This window comes from Catellatospora bangladeshensis (genome assembly GCF_016862575.1).
In the GTDB taxonomy this organism is placed as follows: Bacteria; Actinomycetota; Actinomycetes; order Mycobacteriales; family Micromonosporaceae; genus Catellatospora; species Catellatospora bangladeshensis.
Genome location: NZ_BONF01000029.1, coordinates 147,882 through 168,470, shown reverse-complemented (window position 1 = coordinate 168,470; position 20,589 = coordinate 147,882). Strand labels below are relative to the sequence as shown.

The following is a 20,589-nucleotide window of genomic DNA, read 5'->3' as shown; positions in this document are numbered from 1 at the left end:
CGCAGCCAGCACAGAGCCCAGGTGAAGTAGCCGTACCAGCCGTCGCGAGCCATCCGCCCGGAGGCGGCATGTGCCAGGTCGGCGATCGCCGCCTCCCACGCCACCAGCAGATCTGTCGGGGCCAGGTTGGGATCGGGTAGTAGCCGGTCGAACCGCTCCGCCAACTCCTCAAGCCAATCCCGCCAGTCGAGCAGGGAAGCCGACACGCACGCCTGGTTCTCCTCGGCGGAGGCCACCGAGTGTTTTGTGCAGCACCAGGCCGCCACCCGGCCGCCGTGCCACGATCCCGGACTGGGCGACCAGCACCACTCGCGTGCCCAGATGCCGAACGCGGCGACAAGAAGACGGCTGATCTCGTCCCGCCAGCCATCACGCTGACCATGATCAGCATCGACGGGCACGGCCGACACGATTGCCCGAACGATGCCCGCTGCCGCGGTCCGGTCGAACGGGTTCCGTGCCGGATCGACGTCCGGCCACGTCAGCGAACGATGAAGAGCTGTGTCCAGGGAGGTCTCAGCCATCGCGGCGATTGTCGTGCGCCGCCGCCTCCGGCTGCCACTGGATTACCGATCGAAGAGCGATTCGGCCTGCGGCGGCTGGAGGACCCTGCGTATACCGTTGATGGTTCGACGCCATGCCAGGCCGCTGGCGGCATCCGTCCAGTGGTCGGCGAGCCAGGACGTCGCGACTATCCGGTCTAGGGAGTCGACGGCCAGCGGTGTGAGGTAGTCCGGGAACTGCGGCATCGGCGTGGACGGGCCGTAGTTGGTGCAGACGGGCTCGCCTCCCGGGCGTTGCGCAGCGATCAGAGCCGCCGCCGCCACGGCACGCGGTGCGTCCCAGAGGTCGGGGTCGTCGTCGGTCGCGACACGTTCGAGCACGCGGCCGACCATGTCGATACAAGCTCCGCTGTCACCTGATCCAGTTCGGCGGCGAAGTCCGCCAGCGTCGTCGTTATCGAAGGGGCCGACGTCCCAGAAGCCCATACCCCCTCCTTCCCACAATCGCCTGGGCGATCTTCCCACCCCCGGAACGACGACGCCATACGTATGCGCTGCCTACGCTGGCCGCCGTACGTGTTGCGTCTTCATGCTCTACTGCTCGCCATGATTCGTCGTCGGGTCGCCGCTGCCGTCGCCGTCGCCGTCCTGGCCGTGGCCGGTGTGGTCGTGGTGCGTTGGTGGCATGAGCGTCCCCCCTTCACACCCGACGTGATCAACGCGTCGGTCACGGTGGACATGCTGGGTGTGGGTACCGACGGGATGGAGGGGGAACGTTCCTACGACGGGGTTTCCTACCTGCCCTCTCCCGGCGATGCATTCGTCGGAGGACACCTGCGCTGGACCCCGCCGCCGGGCGCTGCGACGGACTGGGAGGACGGCTGGTTCGTGCTTCTCGTCATCGACAAGCGCGTGGACCTGAAGCCACCCATGGTGATCGGTCGATCTGATAGCTCGGTGCGAGTAGTCCAGGGCAGCGACGGTGTGCTGAACGAGGTGGCTGAGAAGTATCCGTGGCTACGTGGCGCGGGCGACGTTCGCACGGGGGAGGACACCTGGCTCGGCAGTACCACGACCGTGATGACCTCACCGGCCGGAGGGCCGATCACTTTCGTGGCGACCTTTCCCGCGCAACGGCGGGAGACCCCGCAGCCGCCCACGTACGCTACGGCGCCCGTGAACAGGGATGATCTGTTGGTGGCTTTGGTGTTCATCGGCCCGGACCGGCAGGTCTACTGGGCACAGCGGCTGTTCGGCTGAGGGTCGCGGGCCGATCTCACGTAGCCGAAGCCATGCACGGAACGTGCGGCGTCAGGCGGGCGGCGGGCCGTCCGGTGCTTCGAGGATCAGCACCGCCATGTCCAGCAGTCGCTGGTAGTAGAGGGCCTCACCGTCGCGCAACTCCGGAACGACGCGGAGGAGGTCCTGCTCGCGTGCCGCAAGGATGTCCCACAGCCTGTCATCGATGTGCCCGGCTTGCAGCCAGGTGCTGACGCAGCCGGCCACGGCGGAGTCGAGCAGATTGGCGCGTTTGTCGTTCGGTGCTGGGGCTCACGCGCTGATCGTGCCGGTCAGCCACTGGTGGGTGCGGCGGGTGCTCATCGGCCTGGCGAACAGGTAGCCCTGGCCGTACTGGCAGCCCGCGCGGCGTAGCAGGTCGAGTTCCTCCGGGCTCTCGACACCTTCGGCCACGGCGTCGAGGTCCATCTTGTGGGCCAGCGACACGATGCCCGCGACCAGGTCCGCCTGGTGGCGGGAGGTGGTGATGCTGCTGGTGAACACCCGGTCGAGCTTGAGCACGTCCAGCGCGGTATGGCGCAGGTAGTTCAGCGCGGAGTAGCCGGTGCCGAAGTCGTCGATGGCGACCCGGACCCCGAGCCGGCGCAGCTCGGCCAGGTCGTGCCAGACCTGCTCGTCGTCGCGCAGCAGCAGCGTCTCGGTGATCTCCAGCAGCAGCCGGTCGGCGGGCAGCTCCGTCTCGGCCAGGGTGTGCTCGACGTGGGCGGCGAAACCGGCGGTGCGGAACTGGCGGGCGGAGACGTTGACGCTGACGTACGGCGGCCGCCCGTCGGCGGTGGCCGGCCAGCTCGCGGCGGTGGCGGCGGCGGTGGCCAGCGCCCAGTTGCCGATGGCGACGATGACACCGGTGTCCTCGGCGATGTCGATGAAGCTGCCGGGCATGAGCCGCCCCCGGACCGGATGATTCCAGCGCAGCAGCGCCTCGAACCCGACGGTGACCATGTCGGACAGCCGCACGATCGGCTGGTAGTCCAGCTCGAACCGGCCGCCGGGCAGGGCCTGCTCCAGCTCGGCGCGCATCTGGATGCGCTCAACGGAGCTGGTGTCCAGGTCCGGCCGGTAGCGCCGCCAGCGGCCCTTGGCCTCGGCCTTGGCGGAGTAGAGCGCGACGTCGGCCTGGCGCAGCAGGTCTGCGGCGGTGCGCCCGTCGCTGGTGACCGACACCCCGACCGTGGCACGGCCCGACACGAGCCTGCCGTCCAGCTCGAACGGCCGGGCCAGCGCCGCCACCACGCGGTCGGCGACGTCCTCGATCAGCTGCGGGCCGGAGACGCTCTCGACCAGGACCGCGAACTCGTCACCGCCCAGCCGCGCGGCGGTGTCACCGGCCCGCAGCACGCCGCGCAGCCGCTGTGCGACCAGTTCCAGCAGCCGGTCCCCGGCCTCGTGGCCGAGCGTGTCGTTGACCAGCTTGAAGTCGTCCAGGTCGATGTAGAGGACGCCGGCCAGGGTCCCGTCGCGCCGGGCCCGCGCGGCGGCCTCGGCCAGGCGCTGGCGGAACGCGGTCCGGTTGGCCAGGTGGGTCAGCGCATCGTGGAAGGCGTGGTACGCCAGGTCGCGCTGCAGGCGCCGCTGCGTGGTGACGTCGCGCAAGGTGACCACGATCCCGGCGATGGCGGGCTCGGCGCGCAGGTCCCGGCAGATCGCCTCGACCTCCGTCTGCTGGCCGTCGCAGCGCAGCACGACCCAGTCCGCGGTGGTGCCCGCCCGCTTCGCGGGCGCTGTCTTGAGCTGCTCACGTACCTGCTGGCGGCCGTCCGGGGCGGTCAGGTCGACCAGGTCGGCGCCGACGATCTCGCACACGCCGAACACCTGCCGCGCCGACGGGCTCGCGTAGCGCACGCGCTGGTCGTCGGCGTCGACGATCAGGATGACGTCGGTGGCGTTGCGTACCAGCGCGCGGAAGTACTGCTCGCTGTCGCGCTGCACGACCTCGCGGGCCAGCGCGATCCGGTCGAGCGCCAGGGCCGCCTGCGGGGCCAGCGTCTGTACGGGGGTCGACAGCGACCGCAGCAGGTCGGTGTCGCCGCCGACGACGATGGTCGCCAGGTGCGGATCGTGTCCGGTGTCGCGCCGGTCGAGCAGCACCGGGCACACCAGCGCCCGGCCGAACGGCGCGACGGCTGCGGCCGTGTCCGGGCCCAGCTCGGCCGCGGGCCGGTCCTCGGCGCATCCGGCGGAAGACACCGGCTCGTCACGAGGCTCGGTGACCAGGTGGAACGTGTGGGCCTTGCCGTTCGCGAGCCGGTCGACGGCCAGCCGCAGGCAGTCGCGTACGCCGTCGAGGTCGTGCGCGCCGACCAGGCCCGTCGCCGTGCCCCGCAGCACGTCGGCGCGGGCGAGGTCGCGCCGGTGGTCGGCGATCATGGTGTAGAGGCGTGCGGCGACCAGCACCGCGGTGATGCTGGCGAATACGGCGATCGCCGGGGTGTGCAGCAGCCGCCCGCGCACGGCCTCGTAGACGAGCAGCGCCGACGGCAGCAGCGACGCCGCGAGCAGCGACATCTGGCGGGCCGGGCTCAGCTCGCGGGGCGAGCGGGCCGGAGTCTCGGTGAGCTGTGTCATCGACGGGTGCAGGGCCGCGGCGGCCCAGCCGCCGTAGAACAGCAGCCAGCCGAGGTCGATCGGGCCGCCCACGGGGCCGTGCCCGCGCAGCTGCGACAGCGCGTACACCAGGTCGGTGACCAGGAGCCCGGCCGAGCCGATGCTCATGAGCAGGACCGCCGGGGTGAAGCGGCGCAGCGCGATGAGCCTGCCGATGGTGGCCAGGATCAGCACATCGCCGACGGGGTACGCCACGGACAGCAGGCGCTGCTGTGGGGACAGGCTGGGATCGGCCAGGTGCGGCGTGATGAGGAAGATCCACGCCAGCAGACCGAGCCCGCTGACCAGGATCAGGGTGTCCAGCGGCGGTGCTCTGCGATGCTCGTTCGCCCGGCCGTTGCTGGCCAGCCCCAGCACACCCATCGCCAGGACGGGGTACATCGCCAGGTAGAACACGTCGGCGGCGGACGGGAAGAGTGCCGTGAGCTGATGCGTGTCGACCAGGAGGTCGTAAACGGTGTCACCGAGGAACAGCAGGCATACGGCGGCGCAGATGAGCCACCAGGGCCGGGTCCGGGCGGGGCGATGGTGGCGTATGCCGTACGCGACGGCCACGGCGGACCCGGCGCCCACGACCGCCCACGCCGCGTCGTCCGCGGGGCTGGGAAGGACGAAGAAGGCGGTCAGCCCGACCGCCCAGAGGCCGACATAGGTCCACAGCGCCTTGTGGGGCATGGCCTCCTCCGCAGCACCGTCGCGGGTATCTGCGCCTTCCACGCTACTCCGCAGGTCACCGCCGGGCCCGGCCTGTGCGGAGGTCGGCCGAAGGGCACCCTGTGCGACCGTGGAGCGCCGGACAAGGTGCCCTTCGCCTCGCTAGGGGGCCGGGGCGAACACGATCCGGGAGCGCACCTGCCGGAAGCCGGTGCGTTCCAGCTCCGCCACGGTCGCGACCCGGTGGGCGTCCGCATCGGCCACGACCTCCCGGGCACCGCCCTCGGCCAGCACCCGCACCGCCTCGGCCAGCAGCTCCGCCCGCACCGCCTCGTCGAGCAGGCCGAGGTACGCGATGAGCGGGTAGCAGGCGTCGCCCGCCGTCCCCACCAGGCCGACGGGCTCACCGGCCCGCAGCGCGATCCGCCAGGCTCCGGCGGGGCTGTTGAGCCAGGCCAGCGGCTCGGTGGCGAGGTCGACGCCGCGGACCGCCAGCGCGACCTCCCGGCCGGTCAGCACGTCCGGCCGGGCGATCCGGGCGACCAGGTCGTTGATCTCGGCGTGGTCGGCCGCGGGGCGGAAGGTGTACCGCCCGGAGAACGCGGGCAGCGGGGCGCCCGTCCAGGTGAGGCGCAGCCGCTCGCCCTGCTCGACGAGGCCGGCGAGCCGGGCGGCCGCCATCGGCGCCTCGGCGACGGCCCGCACCTCGGCCCGGTGCCGCCAGTGGGCGGGCAGGGCGGCGTAGTACAGCTGGGGGCCGCCGAGCGCCTCGTGGGCGGCGTGCAGCAGCGCGGCTCCGGCCTCGGGTTCGGCGGCCAGGTCGAAGCGTTCGAGCCACGGTTCGCCGATGGCGCCGGGCGGCAGGACCCAGGCCGCGCGGGCGACGACCCGGCCGCCGCGCAGCGCCACCCAGGTGCGTTCGGGGCGGTAGCCGCCACCGGCGAGCCCGTCGGCGTAGGCGACCTGCCGCAGCTGGGGCAGCGGATCGGGCATGGAGTCGAACAGGTTTTCCTCGCCCGCGGCAAGCGGGCGCACGACCAGATCGGTCATCGGTTGATCCTCCGGAAGGCGTACGCCCCGGTTCAGATCCGCGAGTACGCCGGGCCGCGGAAGGGGCGCAGAACATCGGACACGGTTCTGACCTCCCTTCGGCTCGCGCTGGCGTGCCCGGAAAACTACTCGACGGCCCGTTCCGGCGCAACCGGACAGCGCGGGGACGCCGGTGCCCGGCATGCGGGTGGGCCTCACCGCAGACGATGCATGTGACCATCTGAAGTGCGCATGCGGCGCGGAAAGTCTGGTGCACCAGGCAGCTGCCGGTCCCTAGAATTCGTGGGTGGATCTTTCGCGTCTCGGGGCGCCGCTCGGGCCGATGATCCGCGTTCACGGCGGGTTCGCGAACCGGATGTACCGGCTCGACACCGAGCAGGGGTCGTTCGCGGTGAAGGAGCTGAACCTCGCCGACCGCCGCCGGTCTTATCGCGCCGAGGATGTGTTCCGGTTCGAGCGGGCGGCCTTCGCGGTCGGCATCCCGATGCCGGAGCCGATCGCGGCCGGCCACGGCACGCTCGTTCACCGATGGGTCGAGGGAGAGACGGTGCCCGAGGCGCCGGTGCCGGTGGCGTACGCGTACGAGATCGGTGAGATCCTCGCGCGCATCCACACGCTCGACGTCGCGTGGACCCGTGTGCCGGTCGAGGAGCCGACGCCGCGGGACTGGCCCGAGCTCGCCACGCGGGCGGCGGCCACCGGACAGCCGTGGGCCGGCGAGCTCGCCTCCGAGGTGGAGACGTTCCTCGCGATTGCCCACTTCGTCGATGCCTGCGAGCGGCCAGGCCCCGTCGTACTGACCCATCGGGACATCCAGCCGTGGAACCTGCTCGCCCGGCAGGGCCGGCCGGTGCTGCTCGACTGGGAGCTCTCGGGGATGCTCGACCTGTCCGGTGAGCTGGGCTCGACAGCGCTGAGCATCGCGAAAGGACCTGGCTTCGACGACGTCCGGCCCGCCGTCTTCCACGCGGTCCGCGAGGGCTATGCCGCGGCGGGCGGAGCGCTGCCGCCGTGGGGTCCGAGCTGGTTCGTGTTCATGATCGGCGGCTGGCTGGGGCACACGAGGTGGAACATCCTCCGCTGCCTCGCCGGTGTGGAGGCGAGCACCGGCCCCGATCTCGCCCTGTCGCACGAGTCCGTACGCGACGGCCTGCGCGGCCTGCCCGACCTGTTCGGCCGGCTTCCGGAACTCGAAGCGCTGCTCAGGTGACCTGCCGGAGGCCCTCCAGCCGCCGCGCCCGGGGGAAGCCCTGGTGGGGAGGTGCCACCGGCTGGTGCGGCGGCGCCTCCGTCATCACAGCTCCCGGCCGAACAACGACGCGATCCGGCGCTGCCAGGCCCGCATGAACCGGGGAGGCCGGGCGGGGGAGTGATTCCACCTGCGGTTCAGCGAGGGGTGAGCCACGGCGCCGCCGACGTGACGCGGGTGGCCGTGGACCTTCGCCCCCTGGTGCCCGGCCGGCCGCTCGGCATGTGCGGGAACGCCGGGAGTGCGGTGCGTCGCCCGGTGCAGCAGGCCGCCCGGCGAGTGCTCCTTTGCCATCTTCAGCTCCCTCTCTATCGGTGATAGGGAAACCCTAGCACTGATAGAGTGCGGGCGGGAGGTACCGAGTTGGCGCTAGACCGACAGCGGATCGTCGCCGAGGCCGTCGCCCTGCTGGACGCCGAGGGCCTCGACGGCGTGACGACCCGCAGACTCGCCGCGCGGCTGGGCGTGCAATCGCCGACCCTCTACTGGCACCTGCCCAACAAAGCGGCCCTGCTCACCGCGATCGCCGACGCGATACTCGACCAGGAGTTCGGCGACATGACCCCGCCGCAACCCGAACAGCCCTGGCAGGACTGGTTGAGCGGCCTGGCCGAGCGGCTGCGCCGAGCGCTGCTCGCCCACAAGGACGGCGCCCGCGTCGTCTCGGCCTCCCAGCTCTCCCACCACATGGCGGCCATCTCCGAACTCGCGATGAGCACCCTGGTCGCGCGCGGCATCCCGTTGCGCCAGGCCCGCGTGATCGTCCTGACCGTCGAGCGCTTCACGGTGGGCCACGTCCTCGAAGAGCAGGCCCCACGCCCGGATCCGGACACGCTGAAACACTTCGACCTGGACACGTTCACCCGGCAGCACCCGACCGTTGTCGCCGCGGTCACCGAGTACTTCCAACCCGGCCGCACCGTGGACGACCTGTTCCGCGACTGCCTGGAGGTCGTCATCGAGGGCGCCGCGGTCAAAGCCGCGGCCACCCCCTGACGCAGATTCGCATGACTCCATCGCGGTCAGCTGTCGCCCGTAGCCTGGCTTCCGGCGTTGACCTGTGCGTATGAGGGAAGGCCCGCCGCTATCGGAAGGCCGTCCCGGACGGCGACGGCGGTCTGCGCCGACGCTGCCAGCGCGGCACGAAACAGCAGCGAGCCGGTGCTGATCCGCCGCACGCCGAGGTCGGCCAGTGCGGCGACGGTGTGCCGATCAGGCAGGAACAGCACGTTGACCGGGAGGTCGACCGCCGCCACGACCGCGGCGATGTCCCCCGGGTCCGACAGCCCGGGGACGAACACCCCGTCGGCGCCGGCATCGGCGTAGAGCCGCACCCGGGCCAGCGTCTCCGCCAGATCACCCGGCCGCTGCCAGTAGGTGTCGGTGCGCGCGTTGACGAACAACCCCGGCACCTGCCGTTTCACCGCCCGGATCAGCGCGGCGTGCGCCGCCGCCGGACCCATGGCGTCCTCCATGTTGACGCCCGCGGCCCCGGCTTCGGCCACCGCGGCCGCGGCCTCGACCGATCCGGTCTCGATGTCGGCGGTGAGGCACACCGGCAGCGGCGCCAGGGCGGCGATCAGGCGTACCGTCTCGGCGCAGACGGCACCCTGCCCGTCGGGCAGACCGTTCGCGGCGGCGATACCGAGGCTGGTCGTGCCGAGGGCGGTGAAACCGGCCGCGGCCAGGTGCCGGGCCGACGCGACGTCCCACACGTTCGGCAGCACGAGCGGATCACCGGTGCGGTGCAGGGCGGCGAAGTCCCTCATGCCGCACCTCCCTCGAACCGGCTCGTCGCGACGAGGGCCAGGGCGTGCTCGCGGCCGGGACAGCGCCGCGGCCCGGCACCGAACGCCAGCTCGCCCGCCAGCTGCACCTGCACCACCTCACCTGCTCGGACGCTGACCCCGCCGACCGTCGTCGGTTCGAGGGCACACCGTCTGGTCGCGGGCACAGGCGGATCGTCACGCAGCACGTCCTCGACGGGGCGCTGCCGGGCCCTGTCGATCAGGGCCGCAGTCGGCTCACACGCCTGCACCAGCACCCCGATGCGTGCCGCGGTCTGTTCGTCGTACCCACCGCCGAAGATCGCGACCAGGCGGCCGACCGCCGCGTCGGCGCGCGCGTCGTCGCCGGTGCCGGGCTGATATGCCTGCGCCACGTCCCGCACGAACTCGACGACGTGCTCATCGATACCCATGGCCTGGGCCAGGACCTGCACCGGGTGCACCGATGCGCTGGTGCGCAGCGCGTCCAGCGGGATCGCCGACAGGACCGCGATCGACAGGGCACGCCGGCGCTCGTGCGCCGGACCGTTGCAGAAGCGGCCGACCGTGGCGCGCAGCCACGCCACCCCGGTCGGGGCCGGTGGCGCGGGCGGCACCACGAACAGGGGGTCGTGCAGAACGGCGAGGGCGGCGTCACGGCCGCGGATCTGCTGCATACGGTCACGCTAGGGCCGTGACGGTTCGGTGCCCGCCGAAACGATCCCCGCCACAATGGGACCATGAACCCCGCCACGGAGCTGGCCTCACTCGCGGCACTGCTCGCCGACCAGACGCGCGCCGCCATCTGCCTGGCGCTGCTCGACGGCCGTGCCTGGACCGCAGGCGAACTCGCGGCCCACGCGGGAGTCGCTCCCTCCACCGCGACCGAGCACCTGCACCGTCTGATCAGCGGCGGCCTCCTCGTGGAACGGCGCCAGGGCCGCCATCGGTATGTCCAGCTCGCGGGTCCGGCTGTCGCGCAGCTGATCGAAGACCTGGCTGCCCACACCGGTCCCACCCGGACCCCGGTCCGCGGGCTGCGGGAGGCGACCGCCGGCGCCGCCCTGCGACGGGGCCGCACCTGCTACGACCACCTCGCCGGGCGGCTCGGCGTCGCGCTGACCGACGCGATGACAGCGGCAGGCTTGCTCGACCAGACCGGCGGCTTCGCCCTCACCCCGGCCGGGCTGACCTGGCTCACCGACGAGCTTGGACTGGATCCGGCCGAGCTGCGCCAGAGCAGGCGGCCGCTGGCACGCGGATGCCTCGACTGGACGGAACGCCGCCAGCACCTGGCCGGCATCGCCGGGGCCGAGCTCTGCCGGCGGCTGCTCGACAATCGATGGGTGGCAAGGGTGGGGTCCGGCAGAGCCGTGAGAATCACCCCCAGCGGAAAGAGTGAACTCGGCCGCCTGCTGGAACTGCCTGACATCGACTGATTGCCCGCCGTTCACCGGCGAGGACCAGGGCAAATTCTGCTTTGTACGCCCTCGGGGCGGTGCGGGCCGCGACATCGCCGCCCGCACCGCTCATCGGGCGGAGGAGAGATCAGCCGCCGTGGTCGTACGGGGCGCCGATCGTGTAGAGCAGCGTGGCCAGCGAGACGAGCGCCAGCGTGACGCGGATGCGCATGATCAGCCTCCGTGCTCGTGGGGTGCGCCTACCGTGTAGAGCAGTGTGGCCAGTGACAGGAGCGCCACGAGGATGCGGACTCTCATGCCGGCTCCTAACTGCCTTCCGTCATCGGTGCGCCGATCGTGTAGAGCAGCAGGGCCAGCGATGCCAGCGTGAGGATCGCGTAGGCGGCCTGGCGCCAGTTGATGGACAGGGTCATGTGTCACCTCCTGTTACGGGTCGGGGTGGCGGATCGGGCCGGTCGCGGCGGCGGCGCATCGCGAGCGCCGTGAGCGCGACGGTTCCGGTGCCGATGAGCAGGTCGCCGGGACTGACGACCTTCCGCAGCGGCGGGACGGGGATCGTGTCGCCGAGGAACGCGAGCCGGGTGGCGTGGTCGGCGGGTTCGTTCTTGGGTGTGGTGAGGCCCGGCCGCAGGCCGACTGCTTCGGCGGTGGCGGGCTCGTAGGGCATGCGGCCGTTGAGGGCGATGGTCAGCCCGTTGGCGAGCGCACCCACGGTGATGGCGACGCCGGCGATGCGGATGGCGAGCGGCCATGCGGGCAGGTTGAGGGCCAGCCACCACAGGACCAGGCCGAACACGACGGCGAGCAGGGCGGGATGGCGCAGGGGGGTCACGTAGTACTGCGCCGCCTGGACGAGGGCGGCCAGCCACAGGAGCCACAGGGCCGAGAGCCGGAGGTTCCGCAGGCTCGCGAGGCGGCCTCCGCAGGCGTACCCGACGATGACGCCCAGGGCCGGTGGTGCGATGAGCAGGAGCAGGCCGTGAATCGTCATCGCACCACCGCGCACGCCGCGATCGAGTGGGTTCCGGTCATCCGCTGCTCCTCTCGTCTCGCGCCTTCACCATCGCTTCGTCCGATGCGGATCGTCGGAGCCGGCAGCGGGCATGCTCGCGCCCTCTGCAGTGACTACGTCTTGGCACACCGCATCGGTGGCCCCCGGCGCTCGGATTTGCGTCCGCCCGCGACGCCGCAGGTTCGGACCCGGCCGCAGGGCAGGTCCTGTCGATCGACGAGCTGACCTGGCTCAGGGCTCAGCCGACTGCCATGCCTAGGCTCGGTGCTCGCTACGGGACGTGAACTCGGCGGCCCGCTCGGTGACGAGGCCGGGGCTGTGCACCTGCAGATCGTGTCCGGCGCCTGGGACGACATCAGCGCGCCCGGCCGGCATCAGTGCGCGGATGCGGGCGGCCACCTGCTCGGCGTCGTACATCTGGCTGCGCCCGCCGAGCAGCGCCAGGGTGGGGACGGTGATCGCGCGCAGCTCGTCGTCGGTGAGCGGCGGCGGCGCGGGCAGCCGCCGCCGGAAGCCCGTCGAGGCGAGCGCCAGGCTCATGAGATCGTCGTCGAGCAGGGTGGCGTTGCGCAGCCAGCGTGCCGCGCGGTGGCGCAGCGGGCGGGGGGTGAGCCCGGCGAGCCCGCCCACGACCACCCAGGCGATGAACCGTTTGGTGATCCGGCCGAATCCCGCCGGGTCCAGCAGCGTGATCGTGGCGGCGCGGCCGGGGGTGTGGAGCTGGTGCTGCAGGGCGACCCAGCCGCCGTAGGAGCAGCCGACGAGGTGCGCACGGTCGACGTCCAGGGCGGCGAGCACCTCGTCGAGCCAGCGGGCGAGGTCGCGGCCGTCGGTGACCGGGCTGTCCTGTGTGGAGTGTCCGGGCTCGCCGACCGGGTCGATCGCGATGACGGGCCGGGTTTGGCCCCATCGCGTCACGTACTGGTGCCATCCGAGCGCGTTGCCGCCCGCGCCGGGCAGCAGCACGAACGGAACGCCGCCGGGCCGCCCCGTCCGGTACACCCGGGTGGTGCCGAAGGAGGTGGGCACGTCGATGCGGCTGTGGCCGGCGGGCCAGACCCGGCCGAAGGCGCGCTCGTACGCCGCCAGGAACTTGGCTCGTGCCTTGTCGCTGGTGAACACGCTGAGACGTGCCTCGGTCATGTCAGGTCTCCGATCGACGCGTTTTTGATACGAACGTATCATCAAAATCCTGTTGCATGATAGGCCCACGTGACAGCCCCGACACGACCGTCAGACCGGATGGAGCACAGTGCCCAAGCGCGTGGACCATGACCTGCGGCGCCGGCAGATCGGCGAAGCCCTGCTGCGCATCGCCAGCACCAGGGGCCTGCAGGCGGCGAGCATGCGCGAGGTGGCCACGGAGGCCGGCGTATCCCTGCGCCTGGTCCAGTACTACTTCCACACCAAGCAGGAACTGCTGCTCGGCGCCCTCGCCTACCTCGGCGAACAGCTCTCCGCACGGGTGGAGGCGCACATCCGCGCCCTCGGCATGCCGCCCACCCCGCGCAGCCTCGTCTACGGCACCCTCACCGCGATCCTGCCGACCGACGCGGAAAGCCGGCGCCTCACCAGGACCTACGCCGCGTACTACGCCCTGGTGCTGGCCGAGCCGGCACTCGCCGCCGACCACGGCGCGACATACCCCGACCTGCTCGAACGCTTCCTCGCCGGCCACCTGCGCACCGCCCAGCGGTCGGGCCAGGTCGATCCGGACCTGGACGCGCCGACGACGGCTGCGGGCCTGCTGGCCCTGACCAACGGCCTCGGCTCCAGCGTGCTCGGCGGCCAGCGCGACGGCGACGCCGCGCTGGCGATCCTCACGTACCACCTCGACCGCCTGTTCGGTGGCTCGCCGGGCGGGTCCGCGGCCGGACCTGCACCCGAGGCGAGCTGATCCGACGGGGATCGTGCCGCCCGATGGGCGGGCGGACGGCATCGGCGCTGCCCGGCGTACCTGTGCGTCAGCCCGGGGCCAGGATGCAGAACTCGTTGCCCTCCGGGTCGGCCAGGATCTGCCACGAGAAGTCGCGCCGGCCCACGGCGGCCGGCGTCGCGCCGAGGCTGACCAGCCGGGCCGTCTCCGCAGCCTGATCGTCGCCGCGACACGGCACCAGGTCGAGGTGGGCGCGGTGCCGACCGGTCTGCACGCCGGGCGTGCGCAGGAACTCCAGATACGGCCCGGTGCCCTTGGGCGAGCGCAGCCGCGCGAAGTCGCCGGCCGCCTCGTGCACGGTCCAGTCCAGGGCCGCGCCCCAGAACCGGGCCATGGCGCGAGGGTCGGCGCAGTCGACCACCATCGCCGCGATCGGACCGGTGTCCCGGTAGACCTCCCGGGGCTCCAGCACGCAGAACAGGTTGCCCTCCGGGCCGGCCAGCACCGTCCACGGGACGTCGCCCTGGCCCACGTCGGCGGGCGTCGCGCCGAGTTCCCGCAGCCGCGCGACCAGCTCCCGCTGGTGCTCCAGGGAGGTGGTGGCGAGATCGAGGTGCATCCGGTACGCCACCGTCGCCGGGTCCGGGACGGCGATGACGTCGATGCAGACCGGCGCGTCGGGGTCCGTCCAGTCGAAGCCCGCGGGTGCGGCGCTGGTCGCCCCGGATCCCGAGCCGGAGGCATGCCAGCCGAGCGCCTCCGCCCAGAACCGGCCGAGCGCCGAGTCGTCCCGAGCCTTGTAGTTCACCTGTACCAGTCGCAGCGCCACACGGCCGACCCTATCGCCGCCGGTCAGGCCGTGCCGCCCGACCGGCGCTTCAGCAAGGTCATGACCTGCTCGAACTCGTGCGGTGGCAGCATCCGGCTCACCGGGCCGCCGCGCTGCTGCGCGTGCAACGCGGGGCGCCACGGGCCGGGCGGCGCGCTCAGCACCGGTGTGTCGATCACCTCGTGCCGGCTTGTGACGATCCGGATCCCCTGGTGGCCCCAGGGCGCACGTGGTCGCATCTCGACGGTTCTGACCTCGTGCCACGGCATGGTGTACGTCCGCCAGAAGCGGCGCACGCGTACCGCGCCGTCGCTCACGAACAGGCCCACCAGGCCCGCCCGGACCACCGCACCGGTCAGCAGCCAGCACACGGCGTACACGCCGAAGCGCCGGCCGCCCGCGAGCAGGTCGATCAGGCAGAACAGCGAGCCGGTGCCGAGAACGAACAGCCAGCTCGCCACGATGCCCAGGCCGTTGTCCAGGCTGTAGGGCCTGCGCCATCTCCGTCGCACGGCGACATCGTGCATCACGCCACCGCACCGTCGACCACCACCTCCCAGGACGTCACTCCAAGAAGACAGAACTAAAAGGACAAGCCCTTGGTCGGCGGGCTGCGCGACGCGGTCCACTCCGGGGTCCCGTCTGGTGCTCGCGTTGAGGGTGAAAGGATTCGGCGGCACGTCCGGCGCCGTGCCGGACCACCGCTGTTGAAGGAGTGGCCATGCCGGTTTCCGCTGATCTCGCCAAGCTGCTGGACAAGGAGTACCACGACAAGTCGCTGGAGGAGATCGCCAACGCGCCGGTCGCCGCGCTCGCCGGTGTGAGCGAGCGTGCCGCTGAGCACATCAAGGACGCCCTGGGCGTCAAGACGATCGGCGAGCTGGGCCGCAGCCCGTACTTCCGCGCTGCCCGCGCGATCGCCGACCTGGCCGACGCCAAGTAGTCGCGCCCGGGGCCGGCCGCCCGTCGCGGTAGCCGGCCCCGCAGCCGCCCTGCGTCTCGGGCCCGACCCGGCACTACGTCATGCGGCTCGCCGTGCCCGCCCTCGGCCTGCACAGCGGCTGGTGGGAGCGTTGCGCCTGACCGAAACACGGTTGCCGACCCGGTACCGGTATCTGGCACGATGCGGCCGTGGACCTGTTGCCGTGCGGACACGCCGCCTATGCCGGCCCGGGCCGGATGTGCCGTCACCTGCTCGGCGACGACGGCCGTGACGACCACGTCCGGCTGCTGACCGGCCGCGGGCTGGAGTACGACATGTGCTGCCAGGACTGCGACAAGGCCACCGGCGACGGCAGCCCGGTCCAGCTGCTGGTCGCCTGCGAAGGCTGCGTCGCCCGGTGCGCGGACACCTACTGGAACCTGATCCGGTGGCGCGGCAGCGCGGGGATCGGCCTGCGCCCGGAACCACTCGACACGAGCGTGCGGGACACGCCGCTGCCCGTCGACGTGGTGGACTTCGCGCCGGTGGAAGGCCCCGGCTCGGTATGGCTGCTGCTGGACCACGACGGGCGCATCGGCCGGTTCGACGCGGACACGGGCGGCTGGACGGTCCTGGCCGAGACGACCGTGCCCGCCGAGCCCGACCATGAGCCGTGGGCCGGGCACGAGCTGCGCCGCAGCCTGCACGCCTCCGCCGACGGCCGTTTCGCGGCGGTGGTCAACGACTTCGGCCACCACGGGCAGGTGCTCGACCTGCGAACCGGCGCGGTGACGATGGTGCTGCACGGCGGCGACCACCGGCCCGACACCGTCCCGTTCTCGCTGGCGATGCTCGAGCATCAGGGCCGCACCCTGGTGATGCACCGCACGGAGTGGAACCGGCTCGACGTCTCCGACGCCGCCACCGGGCGGCTGCTCACCGGCCGGGAGCCGGCCTCCCACACGGCGGGCCGCCCGCGGCCCGAGCACTACCTGGACTACTTCCACGGCACCCTGCACCTGTCACCGTCGGGCCGGTACGTGCTCGACGACGGCTGGGTGTGGTCACCGGTTGGCGTCCCGCACGTCTGGAGCGTGGACCGGTGGCTGGAGGACAACGTGTGGGAGTCCGAGGACGGCCCGAGCCTGCACTGGCTCGACCAGCGCGCCTACTACTGGAACAACCCGATGTGCTGGCTCGACGACCGGCGGCCGGTGATCGCCGGCATCGGTGGCGACGAGGAGGCCATGCTGGACGGCGTGCGCATCTTCGACGCCGACACCGGGCGGGAGACGGCGGCGTTCGCCGGTCCCACCGGCGCGCTGTTCGCCGACGGGCGGCGGCTGTACGCGGCCGCGGCCACCGGTCTGGAGGTGTGGGATCCGGACACCGGCGAGCGCACCGGGCAGCTCCCGGGGTTCGTGCCGGCCCGCCATCACCGGCGCGCCGGGGAGCTCGCGTCCGCCGCCGGGCGGGTGCTGCGGCGCTGGCGTATCCCGTCCGGCGAGGTCGCGGCGTGAGGCCACGGGGCGAACCGGTGACCGCTGCGGCAGGCGGCGCCCGCTGCGGGCAGGAAGCGCCTGGTGGCGATCCGGGGCGGCTATCGTGATCCAGATGGGCGGCAACCGCAAGGTCTTCTACCACCTGCTGGCGAACACCCTGCTGGTGTCGGTGATCAACTTCACGGTGTGGTTCGCGATCACCTTCTACGTGTACCTGCAGACCCGATCGGTGTTCGCCACCAGCATCATCGCCGGCATCTTCCTGGTGATGACCGCGCTGACCGGCATCTGGTTCGGCAGCCTCGTCGACCACCACCGCAAGAAGACGGTGATGCAGGCGTCCGCGCTGATCTCGCTCACGCTGTACGCCGCCGCGTTCGTCATCTACCAGCTGACCCCGGAGCGGGAGTTCACCGACCCGTCCAGCGTGCCGCTGTGGACGTTCGTCGTACTGCTGATGCTCGGCGTGATCGCCGGGAACATCCGTACGATCGCGCTGCCGACACTGGTCACCGTCCTCATCCCCGAAGCCGAACGCGATAGGGCCAACGGCCTGGTCGGCAGCGCCACCGGAGTGTCCTTCCTGGTGACCTCCGTGATCAGCGGCGTGCTGGTCGGTGCCAGCGGCATGTTCTGGGTCCTGCTGCTCGCCGTCGGCGTGCTGGGCGCCGCGATGCTGCACCTGGGGCTGCTCCCGGTCCCTGAACGGCCGCCCGGCGCCGCCCAGGCCGAGCCCGGCGAGCAGGCCGCCGCACCGGACCGCCGCATCGACCTGCGGGGCACCCTGCGCGTGGTCGGCAGCGTGCCAGGGCTCCCGGCGCTGATCCTCTTCTCGGCGTTCAACAACTTCCTCGGCGGCGTCTACATGGCGCTGATGGACGCCTACGGGTTGTCGCTGGTCAGCGTGCAGGCGTGGGGGCTGCTCTGGGGTGTGCTCAGTACGGGGTTCATCTTCGGCGGCCTGCTGGTGGCCCGGACCGGCCTGGGCCGCAACCCGCTGCGGCTGCTGCTGGGCGTCAACGCGGTCCTGTGGTCGGTGACGATCCTCTTCCCGCTGCGCTCCTCGGTGGTGCTGCTGGCCGTTGGGATGTACGCGTACATGCTGCTCGTGCCCTATGCCGAGGCCGCCGAGCAGACGATCCTGCAGAAGGTCGTGCCCTACGAGCGGCAGGGCCGGGTGTTCGGGTTCGCGCAGAGCGTCGAGCAGGCCGCCTCGCCGCTGACCGCGTTCCTGATCGGCCCCATCGCCCAGTTCGTGTTCATCCCGCTGATGACCGACGGAGCCGGAGCGGACGCGATCGGCGGCTGGTTCGGTGTCGGCCCCGACCGCGGGCTCGCGCTGGTGTTCGTGCTGACCGGCATGATCGGCCTGGCGGTGACCGTGCTCGCGCTGCGCAGCACGCCCTACCGCCGGCTGAGCGGCTACTACCTCGAACAGCCGCAGTCGCCGGTGCCGGCCGGCGAACCAGCCGTGGACGCGGACGCCGTCGACCTCGACGAGGAGCCGGACCGCGACCGCACGCACCGCCGGGCGTCCTCCTCGTAGGGCAGGCCCGCTGGTCGCGGGACGCGCACCGGCCTCAGTAGAATGATCGACTGGGATACGATGCGGCGTGTCGTTCACTCCCCGCGCCGCGTGGGCCGATACGCCCGCGCCGCTGCAGGCGGCCGTCGCCGACGCGCTCGGCACCCGCATCGCCGGCCACCAGGACCTGACCGGCGGTATGTCGCCCGGACCGGCCGCCGCACTGCGGCTGGCGGACGGCCGCACGGTGTTCGCCAAGGCGATGTCGGCCGAGGTCCGAGCGCACAACCACATGCTGATCGGCCGCGAGTCGGCCGTCCTGGACGTGCTGCCGCCGTCCGTGCCTGCCCCGCGCCGCCTCGCGACCGTCGAGCACGGTCCCTGGATCGCCCTGGTCACCACCTGGGCCGCCGGAGCCGTCGGCGAGCTGTGGACAGATGCGTCGATAGCTGCCGTCGTGGCCGCGTGTAAGACGGTGAGCGGTCACCGGGCGCCGGATGAACTGCGGCCGGTCGCCGAGCGGATCTGGGACTTCGACGGCTGGGAGAGGGTCGCCGCGGCCGGGCCCGCGGACGAGTGGGAGGCGGCGTACGCAGCCCGGGCCGCTGAGGTGGTCGCGGACTGGCCGCGGTGGACGGCCGGCGACGCTCTGGTCCACCGCGACATGCGCGCCGACAACGTGGCCGTGGACCTGGCGACCGGCTCGGCGACGCTGCTGGACTGGGCGTATGCGGCCGCCGGTGTGCCGTGGCTGGACTTCGCCCAGCTGGCGGCGGACATCGTCGGCACCGGTCACCGCCTGGGCGGGCAGGTGGCGACGGATCGTGCGTACCGGCTGATCCAGGCTCTGCCCGCCGATGCCGCGCGGTTCGTGGTGGCGATGAGCGGCATGTGGCGCATCCGCGCCGCGACGGTCCAGCACAGCGTGCTGCCGACGATCTCGGCCTGGCGCCGCGAGCGGGTGCAGGCGTCACGCCAACTGGTGACTCGGCTGATCATGGACCTCACCGAGGGCCGCTGAACCGTCTGGATCGCACTCTCGTCGGCAACGCTGAGCAGCCTCCTGGCCCCGCAACAGCGCCCCGTCGGCCCCGCCATGGACCAACCGGGGGAGCCGATGGCGGGCGGCGGTGATCGTCACGTCGGAAGGCTCACCGAGCCCCACGGCCCGACGGGTCAGCAGGTGACCTGCGGATCGGCTCCGGTGTAGTTCAGCGGGCCGGCGACGATCGTGGCCGCGATCGTCGAGACGTGATCACACGTCGCGGATGATCCGGCGAAATAGTCGCGCCGCGAGGCTGCCACGACGCCGCTGACCAGCCACACCAGGACCACCACGGTCACGATCCGGCGCATCGCCACCTCCCCGATCAGGCTATGCGACCGGATATCGCCGCAGCCTCGTTCGCGGATATCGCGGTCAGGCGCAGCGTGGTTGTGCTAGCGCGGCCTCGCGGCCGGCTCGAACAGCGTTTCCGGCCGGCTGGACCGCTGGCGCATAATCCGTTGCCGTGACGCGGCACATCCGCCAGCATCCCGGATCATGAATGGATCAGCGTGGGAGCTGTTCGATCGCGTCGCCGCCGACTATGACGAGGTCGTTCCGTTCTTCGCCTCGTTCGGCACGGCAATCATCGCGGCGATCGATCCGCCGCCCGGCTGCCGCTTCCTGGATCTCGGCGCCGGAAGAGGGGCGCTGACGGCACCCGCGCTGGCCCGGGGCTGTGCCGTCACCGCGGTCGACGCCGCGCCCGGCATGGTGCGGCATCTTGCCGCCGCTTATCCGGATGCGGCCGTGCACGTCATGGACGCCCAGGCGCTCACGCTGGCGGACGACGGCTTCGACGTGGTCGCGTCATCGTTCGCGATCCACGTTCTCGATGATCCCGCGGCCGGCGTGGCCGAGGCGTTCCGTGTCCTGAAGCCCGGTGGGCGGTTCGCTTTCACGGGCGGCAGCGCCCGAAGCAAGGGCGGGCCTGCGGTGTCGGGCGCAGACGAGCTGGGCGTACGCCTCAACGAGCTGTTCGGGGAGTTCGCCGCCCACCTGCCGCCGAACGGCAGCATGGGCACGCCGGTCGACGCGGCGGACCTGCTGGAGGGGGCGGGCTTCGTCGACCTGCGCGAGGACTTCGCCGAGGTCGCCATTCCGTTCCCGGACACCGAGACCCTGTGGCGCTGGTCGATGACGCACGGGTATCGGGCTTTCATCGAGGACCTGCCCGCAGACCGCCGCGCCGAGTTCCACGACCGGGTGCTGGCGCTGCGGGCGAAGGACCTCGTCCTGCGCCGGGTGACCGGGGTGTGGTCCGGTCGCAAGCCCGGCTTCGGGGCAGCCTGACGCCTGGGCTTGAACAACCGCGTCGAGCGCCTTGACCGG

Annotated in this window: 22 protein-coding genes and 1 pseudogene; 10 read left to right on the top strand and 13 right to left on the bottom strand. The window is 72.0% G+C overall.

Features of this window, described 5'->3' with window-relative positions; genetic code table 11:
- A pseudogene (locus Cba03nite_RS24430) lies at nucleotides 1-524 on the bottom strand (hypothetical protein); the annotation flags it as partial.
- A 42-nt stretch (nucleotides 525-566) separates the two neighbouring features.
- Nucleotides 567-989, bottom strand: coding sequence for a DUF4259 domain-containing protein (locus Cba03nite_RS24425; protein ID WP_203750590.1), 423 nt, complete (start codon nucleotides 987-989; stop codon nucleotides 567-569).
- A gap of 120 nt (nucleotides 990-1,109) precedes the next feature.
- On the opposite strand from Cba03nite_RS24425, the gene Cba03nite_RS24420 reads away from it, so the two are divergent.
- On the top strand, nucleotides 1,110-1,763 hold the full coding sequence (locus Cba03nite_RS24420) for a hypothetical protein (protein ID WP_203750587.1): 654 nt from the start codon (nucleotides 1,110-1,112) through the stop codon (nucleotides 1,761-1,763).
- A 51-nt stretch (nucleotides 1,764-1,814) separates the two neighbouring features.
- Here Cba03nite_RS24420 and Cba03nite_RS24415 read toward each other — a convergent pair whose 3' ends face one another.
- From Cba03nite_RS24415 to Cba03nite_RS24405, 3 genes are all read right to left on the bottom strand, one after another.
- Nucleotides 1,815-2,009, bottom strand: a complete 195-nt coding sequence (locus Cba03nite_RS24415; protein ID WP_203750584.1) for a hypothetical protein — start codon at nucleotides 2,007-2,009, stop codon at nucleotides 1,815-1,817.
- Nucleotides 2,010-2,054: 45 nt separating this feature from the next.
- Nucleotides 2,055-5,081 (bottom strand): putative bifunctional diguanylate cyclase/phosphodiesterase, encoded by a 3,027-nt coding sequence (locus Cba03nite_RS24410; RefSeq protein ID WP_203750581.1) that lies wholly within the window; start codon nucleotides 5,079-5,081, stop codon nucleotides 2,055-2,057.
- A gap of 141 nt (nucleotides 5,082-5,222) precedes the next feature.
- Nucleotides 5,223-6,110, bottom strand: a complete 888-nt coding sequence (locus tag Cba03nite_RS24405; protein WP_203750579.1) for an acetyltransferase — start codon at nucleotides 6,108-6,110, stop codon at nucleotides 5,223-5,225.
- Between the two features lie 286 nt (nucleotides 6,111-6,396).
- Between Cba03nite_RS24405 and Cba03nite_RS24400 the strand changes: the two genes are divergently transcribed.
- Nucleotides 6,397-7,320: a phosphotransferase family protein gene (locus Cba03nite_RS24400; protein WP_203750576.1), complete on the top strand. Its 924-nt coding sequence runs from the start codon at nucleotides 6,397-6,399 to the stop codon at nucleotides 7,318-7,320.
- An 84-nt stretch (nucleotides 7,321-7,404) separates the two neighbouring features.
- On the opposite strand, the gene Cba03nite_RS24395 is transcribed toward Cba03nite_RS24400, so the two are convergent.
- Nucleotides 7,405-7,653 (bottom strand): hypothetical protein, encoded by a 249-nt coding sequence (locus tag Cba03nite_RS24395; RefSeq protein ID WP_203750573.1) that lies wholly within the window; start codon nucleotides 7,651-7,653, stop codon nucleotides 7,405-7,407.
- Nucleotides 7,654-7,722: 69 nt separating this feature from the next.
- Here Cba03nite_RS24395 and Cba03nite_RS24390 point away from each other — a divergent pair, with 69 nt between their 5' ends.
- Nucleotides 7,723-8,355, top strand: a complete 633-nt coding sequence (locus Cba03nite_RS24390; RefSeq protein WP_203750570.1) for a TetR/AcrR family transcriptional regulator C-terminal domain-containing protein — start codon at nucleotides 7,723-7,725, stop codon at nucleotides 8,353-8,355.
- A gap of 26 nt (nucleotides 8,356-8,381) precedes the next feature.
- Here Cba03nite_RS24390 and Cba03nite_RS24385 read toward each other — a convergent pair whose 3' ends face one another.
- A complete protein-coding gene (locus Cba03nite_RS24385; RefSeq protein ID WP_203750567.1) occupies nucleotides 8,382-9,128 on the bottom strand; it encodes an isocitrate lyase/PEP mutase family protein in 747 nt (248 codons plus the stop codon).
- Nucleotides 9,125-9,802: a hypothetical protein gene (locus Cba03nite_RS24380; protein WP_203750565.1), complete on the bottom strand. Its 678-nt coding sequence runs from the start codon at nucleotides 9,800-9,802 to the stop codon at nucleotides 9,125-9,127. Before Cba03nite_RS24380 ends, Cba03nite_RS24385 begins: the two co-directional genes overlap by 4 nt.
- Before the next feature lie 63 nt (nucleotides 9,803-9,865).
- Here Cba03nite_RS24380 and Cba03nite_RS24375 point away from each other — a divergent pair, with 63 nt between their 5' ends.
- Nucleotides 9,866-10,564 (top strand): ArsR/SmtB family transcription factor, encoded by a 699-nt coding sequence (locus tag Cba03nite_RS24375; RefSeq protein WP_203750563.1) that lies wholly within the window; start codon nucleotides 9,866-9,868, stop codon nucleotides 10,562-10,564.
- Nucleotides 10,565-10,955: 391 nt separating this feature from the next.
- Here Cba03nite_RS24375 and Cba03nite_RS24370 read toward each other — a convergent pair whose 3' ends face one another.
- A complete protein-coding gene (locus tag Cba03nite_RS24370; protein WP_203750561.1) occupies nucleotides 10,956-11,537 on the bottom strand; it encodes a DUF5317 family protein in 582 nt (193 codons plus the stop codon).
- A 276-nt stretch (nucleotides 11,538-11,813) separates the two neighbouring features.
- Nucleotides 11,814-12,701 (bottom strand): alpha/beta fold hydrolase, encoded by an 888-nt coding sequence (locus Cba03nite_RS24365; RefSeq protein ID WP_203750559.1) that lies wholly within the window; start codon nucleotides 12,699-12,701, stop codon nucleotides 11,814-11,816.
- Between the two features lie 109 nt (nucleotides 12,702-12,810).
- Between Cba03nite_RS24365 and Cba03nite_RS24360 the strand changes: the two genes are divergently transcribed.
- Nucleotides 12,811-13,455 (top strand): TetR/AcrR family transcriptional regulator, encoded by a 645-nt coding sequence (locus tag Cba03nite_RS24360; protein WP_203750556.1) that lies wholly within the window; start codon nucleotides 12,811-12,813, stop codon nucleotides 13,453-13,455.
- Between the two features lie 67 nt (nucleotides 13,456-13,522).
- Here Cba03nite_RS24360 and Cba03nite_RS24355 read toward each other — a convergent pair whose 3' ends face one another.
- Together Cba03nite_RS24355 and Cba03nite_RS24350 are read right to left on the bottom strand one after the other, a co-directional pair.
- Nucleotides 13,523-14,263, bottom strand: coding sequence for a VOC family protein (locus Cba03nite_RS24355; RefSeq protein ID WP_203750555.1), 741 nt, complete (start codon nucleotides 14,261-14,263; stop codon nucleotides 13,523-13,525).
- 23 nt (nucleotides 14,264-14,286) lie between these two features.
- Entirely contained in the window at nucleotides 14,287-14,775 is a 489-nt protein-coding gene (locus tag Cba03nite_RS24350) for a PH domain-containing protein (RefSeq protein ID WP_203750552.1), read from the bottom strand.
- A gap of 209 nt (nucleotides 14,776-14,984) precedes the next feature.
- Here Cba03nite_RS24350 and Cba03nite_RS24345 point away from each other — a divergent pair, with 209 nt between their 5' ends.
- The 4 genes from Cba03nite_RS24345 to Cba03nite_RS24330 all read left to right on the top strand — a co-directional run bounded on the left by Cba03nite_RS24345 (nucleotide 14,985) and on the right by Cba03nite_RS24330 (nucleotide 19,233).
- Complete coding sequence (locus Cba03nite_RS24345; protein WP_203750550.1) at nucleotides 14,985-15,206, top strand: hypothetical protein; 222 nt, start codon at nucleotides 14,985-14,987, stop codon at nucleotides 15,204-15,206.
- Between the two features lie 188 nt (nucleotides 15,207-15,394).
- The gene (locus Cba03nite_RS24340; RefSeq protein ID WP_203750548.1) at nucleotides 15,395-16,705 is read left to right on the top strand and encodes a WD40 repeat domain-containing protein; all 1,311 of its coding nucleotides are present in this window, start codon (nucleotides 15,395-15,397) and stop codon (nucleotides 16,703-16,705) included.
- A gap of 94 nt (nucleotides 16,706-16,799) precedes the next feature.
- Nucleotides 16,800-18,233 (top strand): MFS transporter, encoded by a 1,434-nt coding sequence (locus Cba03nite_RS24335; protein ID WP_239125987.1) that lies wholly within the window; start codon nucleotides 16,800-16,802, stop codon nucleotides 18,231-18,233.
- A gap of 67 nt (nucleotides 18,234-18,300) precedes the next feature.
- The gene (locus Cba03nite_RS24330) at nucleotides 18,301-19,233 is read left to right on the top strand and encodes a phosphotransferase (protein ID WP_203750544.1); all 933 of its coding nucleotides are present in this window, start codon (nucleotides 18,301-18,303) and stop codon (nucleotides 19,231-19,233) included.
- Nucleotides 19,234-19,388: 155 nt separating this feature from the next.
- Here the strand turns inward: Cba03nite_RS24330 and Cba03nite_RS24325 are convergent, their stop codons facing one another.
- Nucleotides 19,389-19,568 carry a hypothetical protein gene (locus tag Cba03nite_RS24325; protein ID WP_203750542.1) on the bottom strand — a complete coding sequence of 60 codons (180 nt, stop codon included), beginning with the start codon at nucleotides 19,566-19,568 and terminating at the stop codon, nucleotides 19,389-19,391.
- 187 nt (nucleotides 19,569-19,755) lie between these two features.
- On the opposite strand from Cba03nite_RS24325, the gene Cba03nite_RS24320 reads away from it, so the two are divergent.
- A complete protein-coding gene (locus tag Cba03nite_RS24320) occupies nucleotides 19,756-20,550 on the top strand; it encodes a class I SAM-dependent methyltransferase (RefSeq protein ID WP_203750540.1) in 795 nt (264 codons plus the stop codon).
- Nucleotides 20,551-20,589 lie beyond the last annotated feature (39 nt).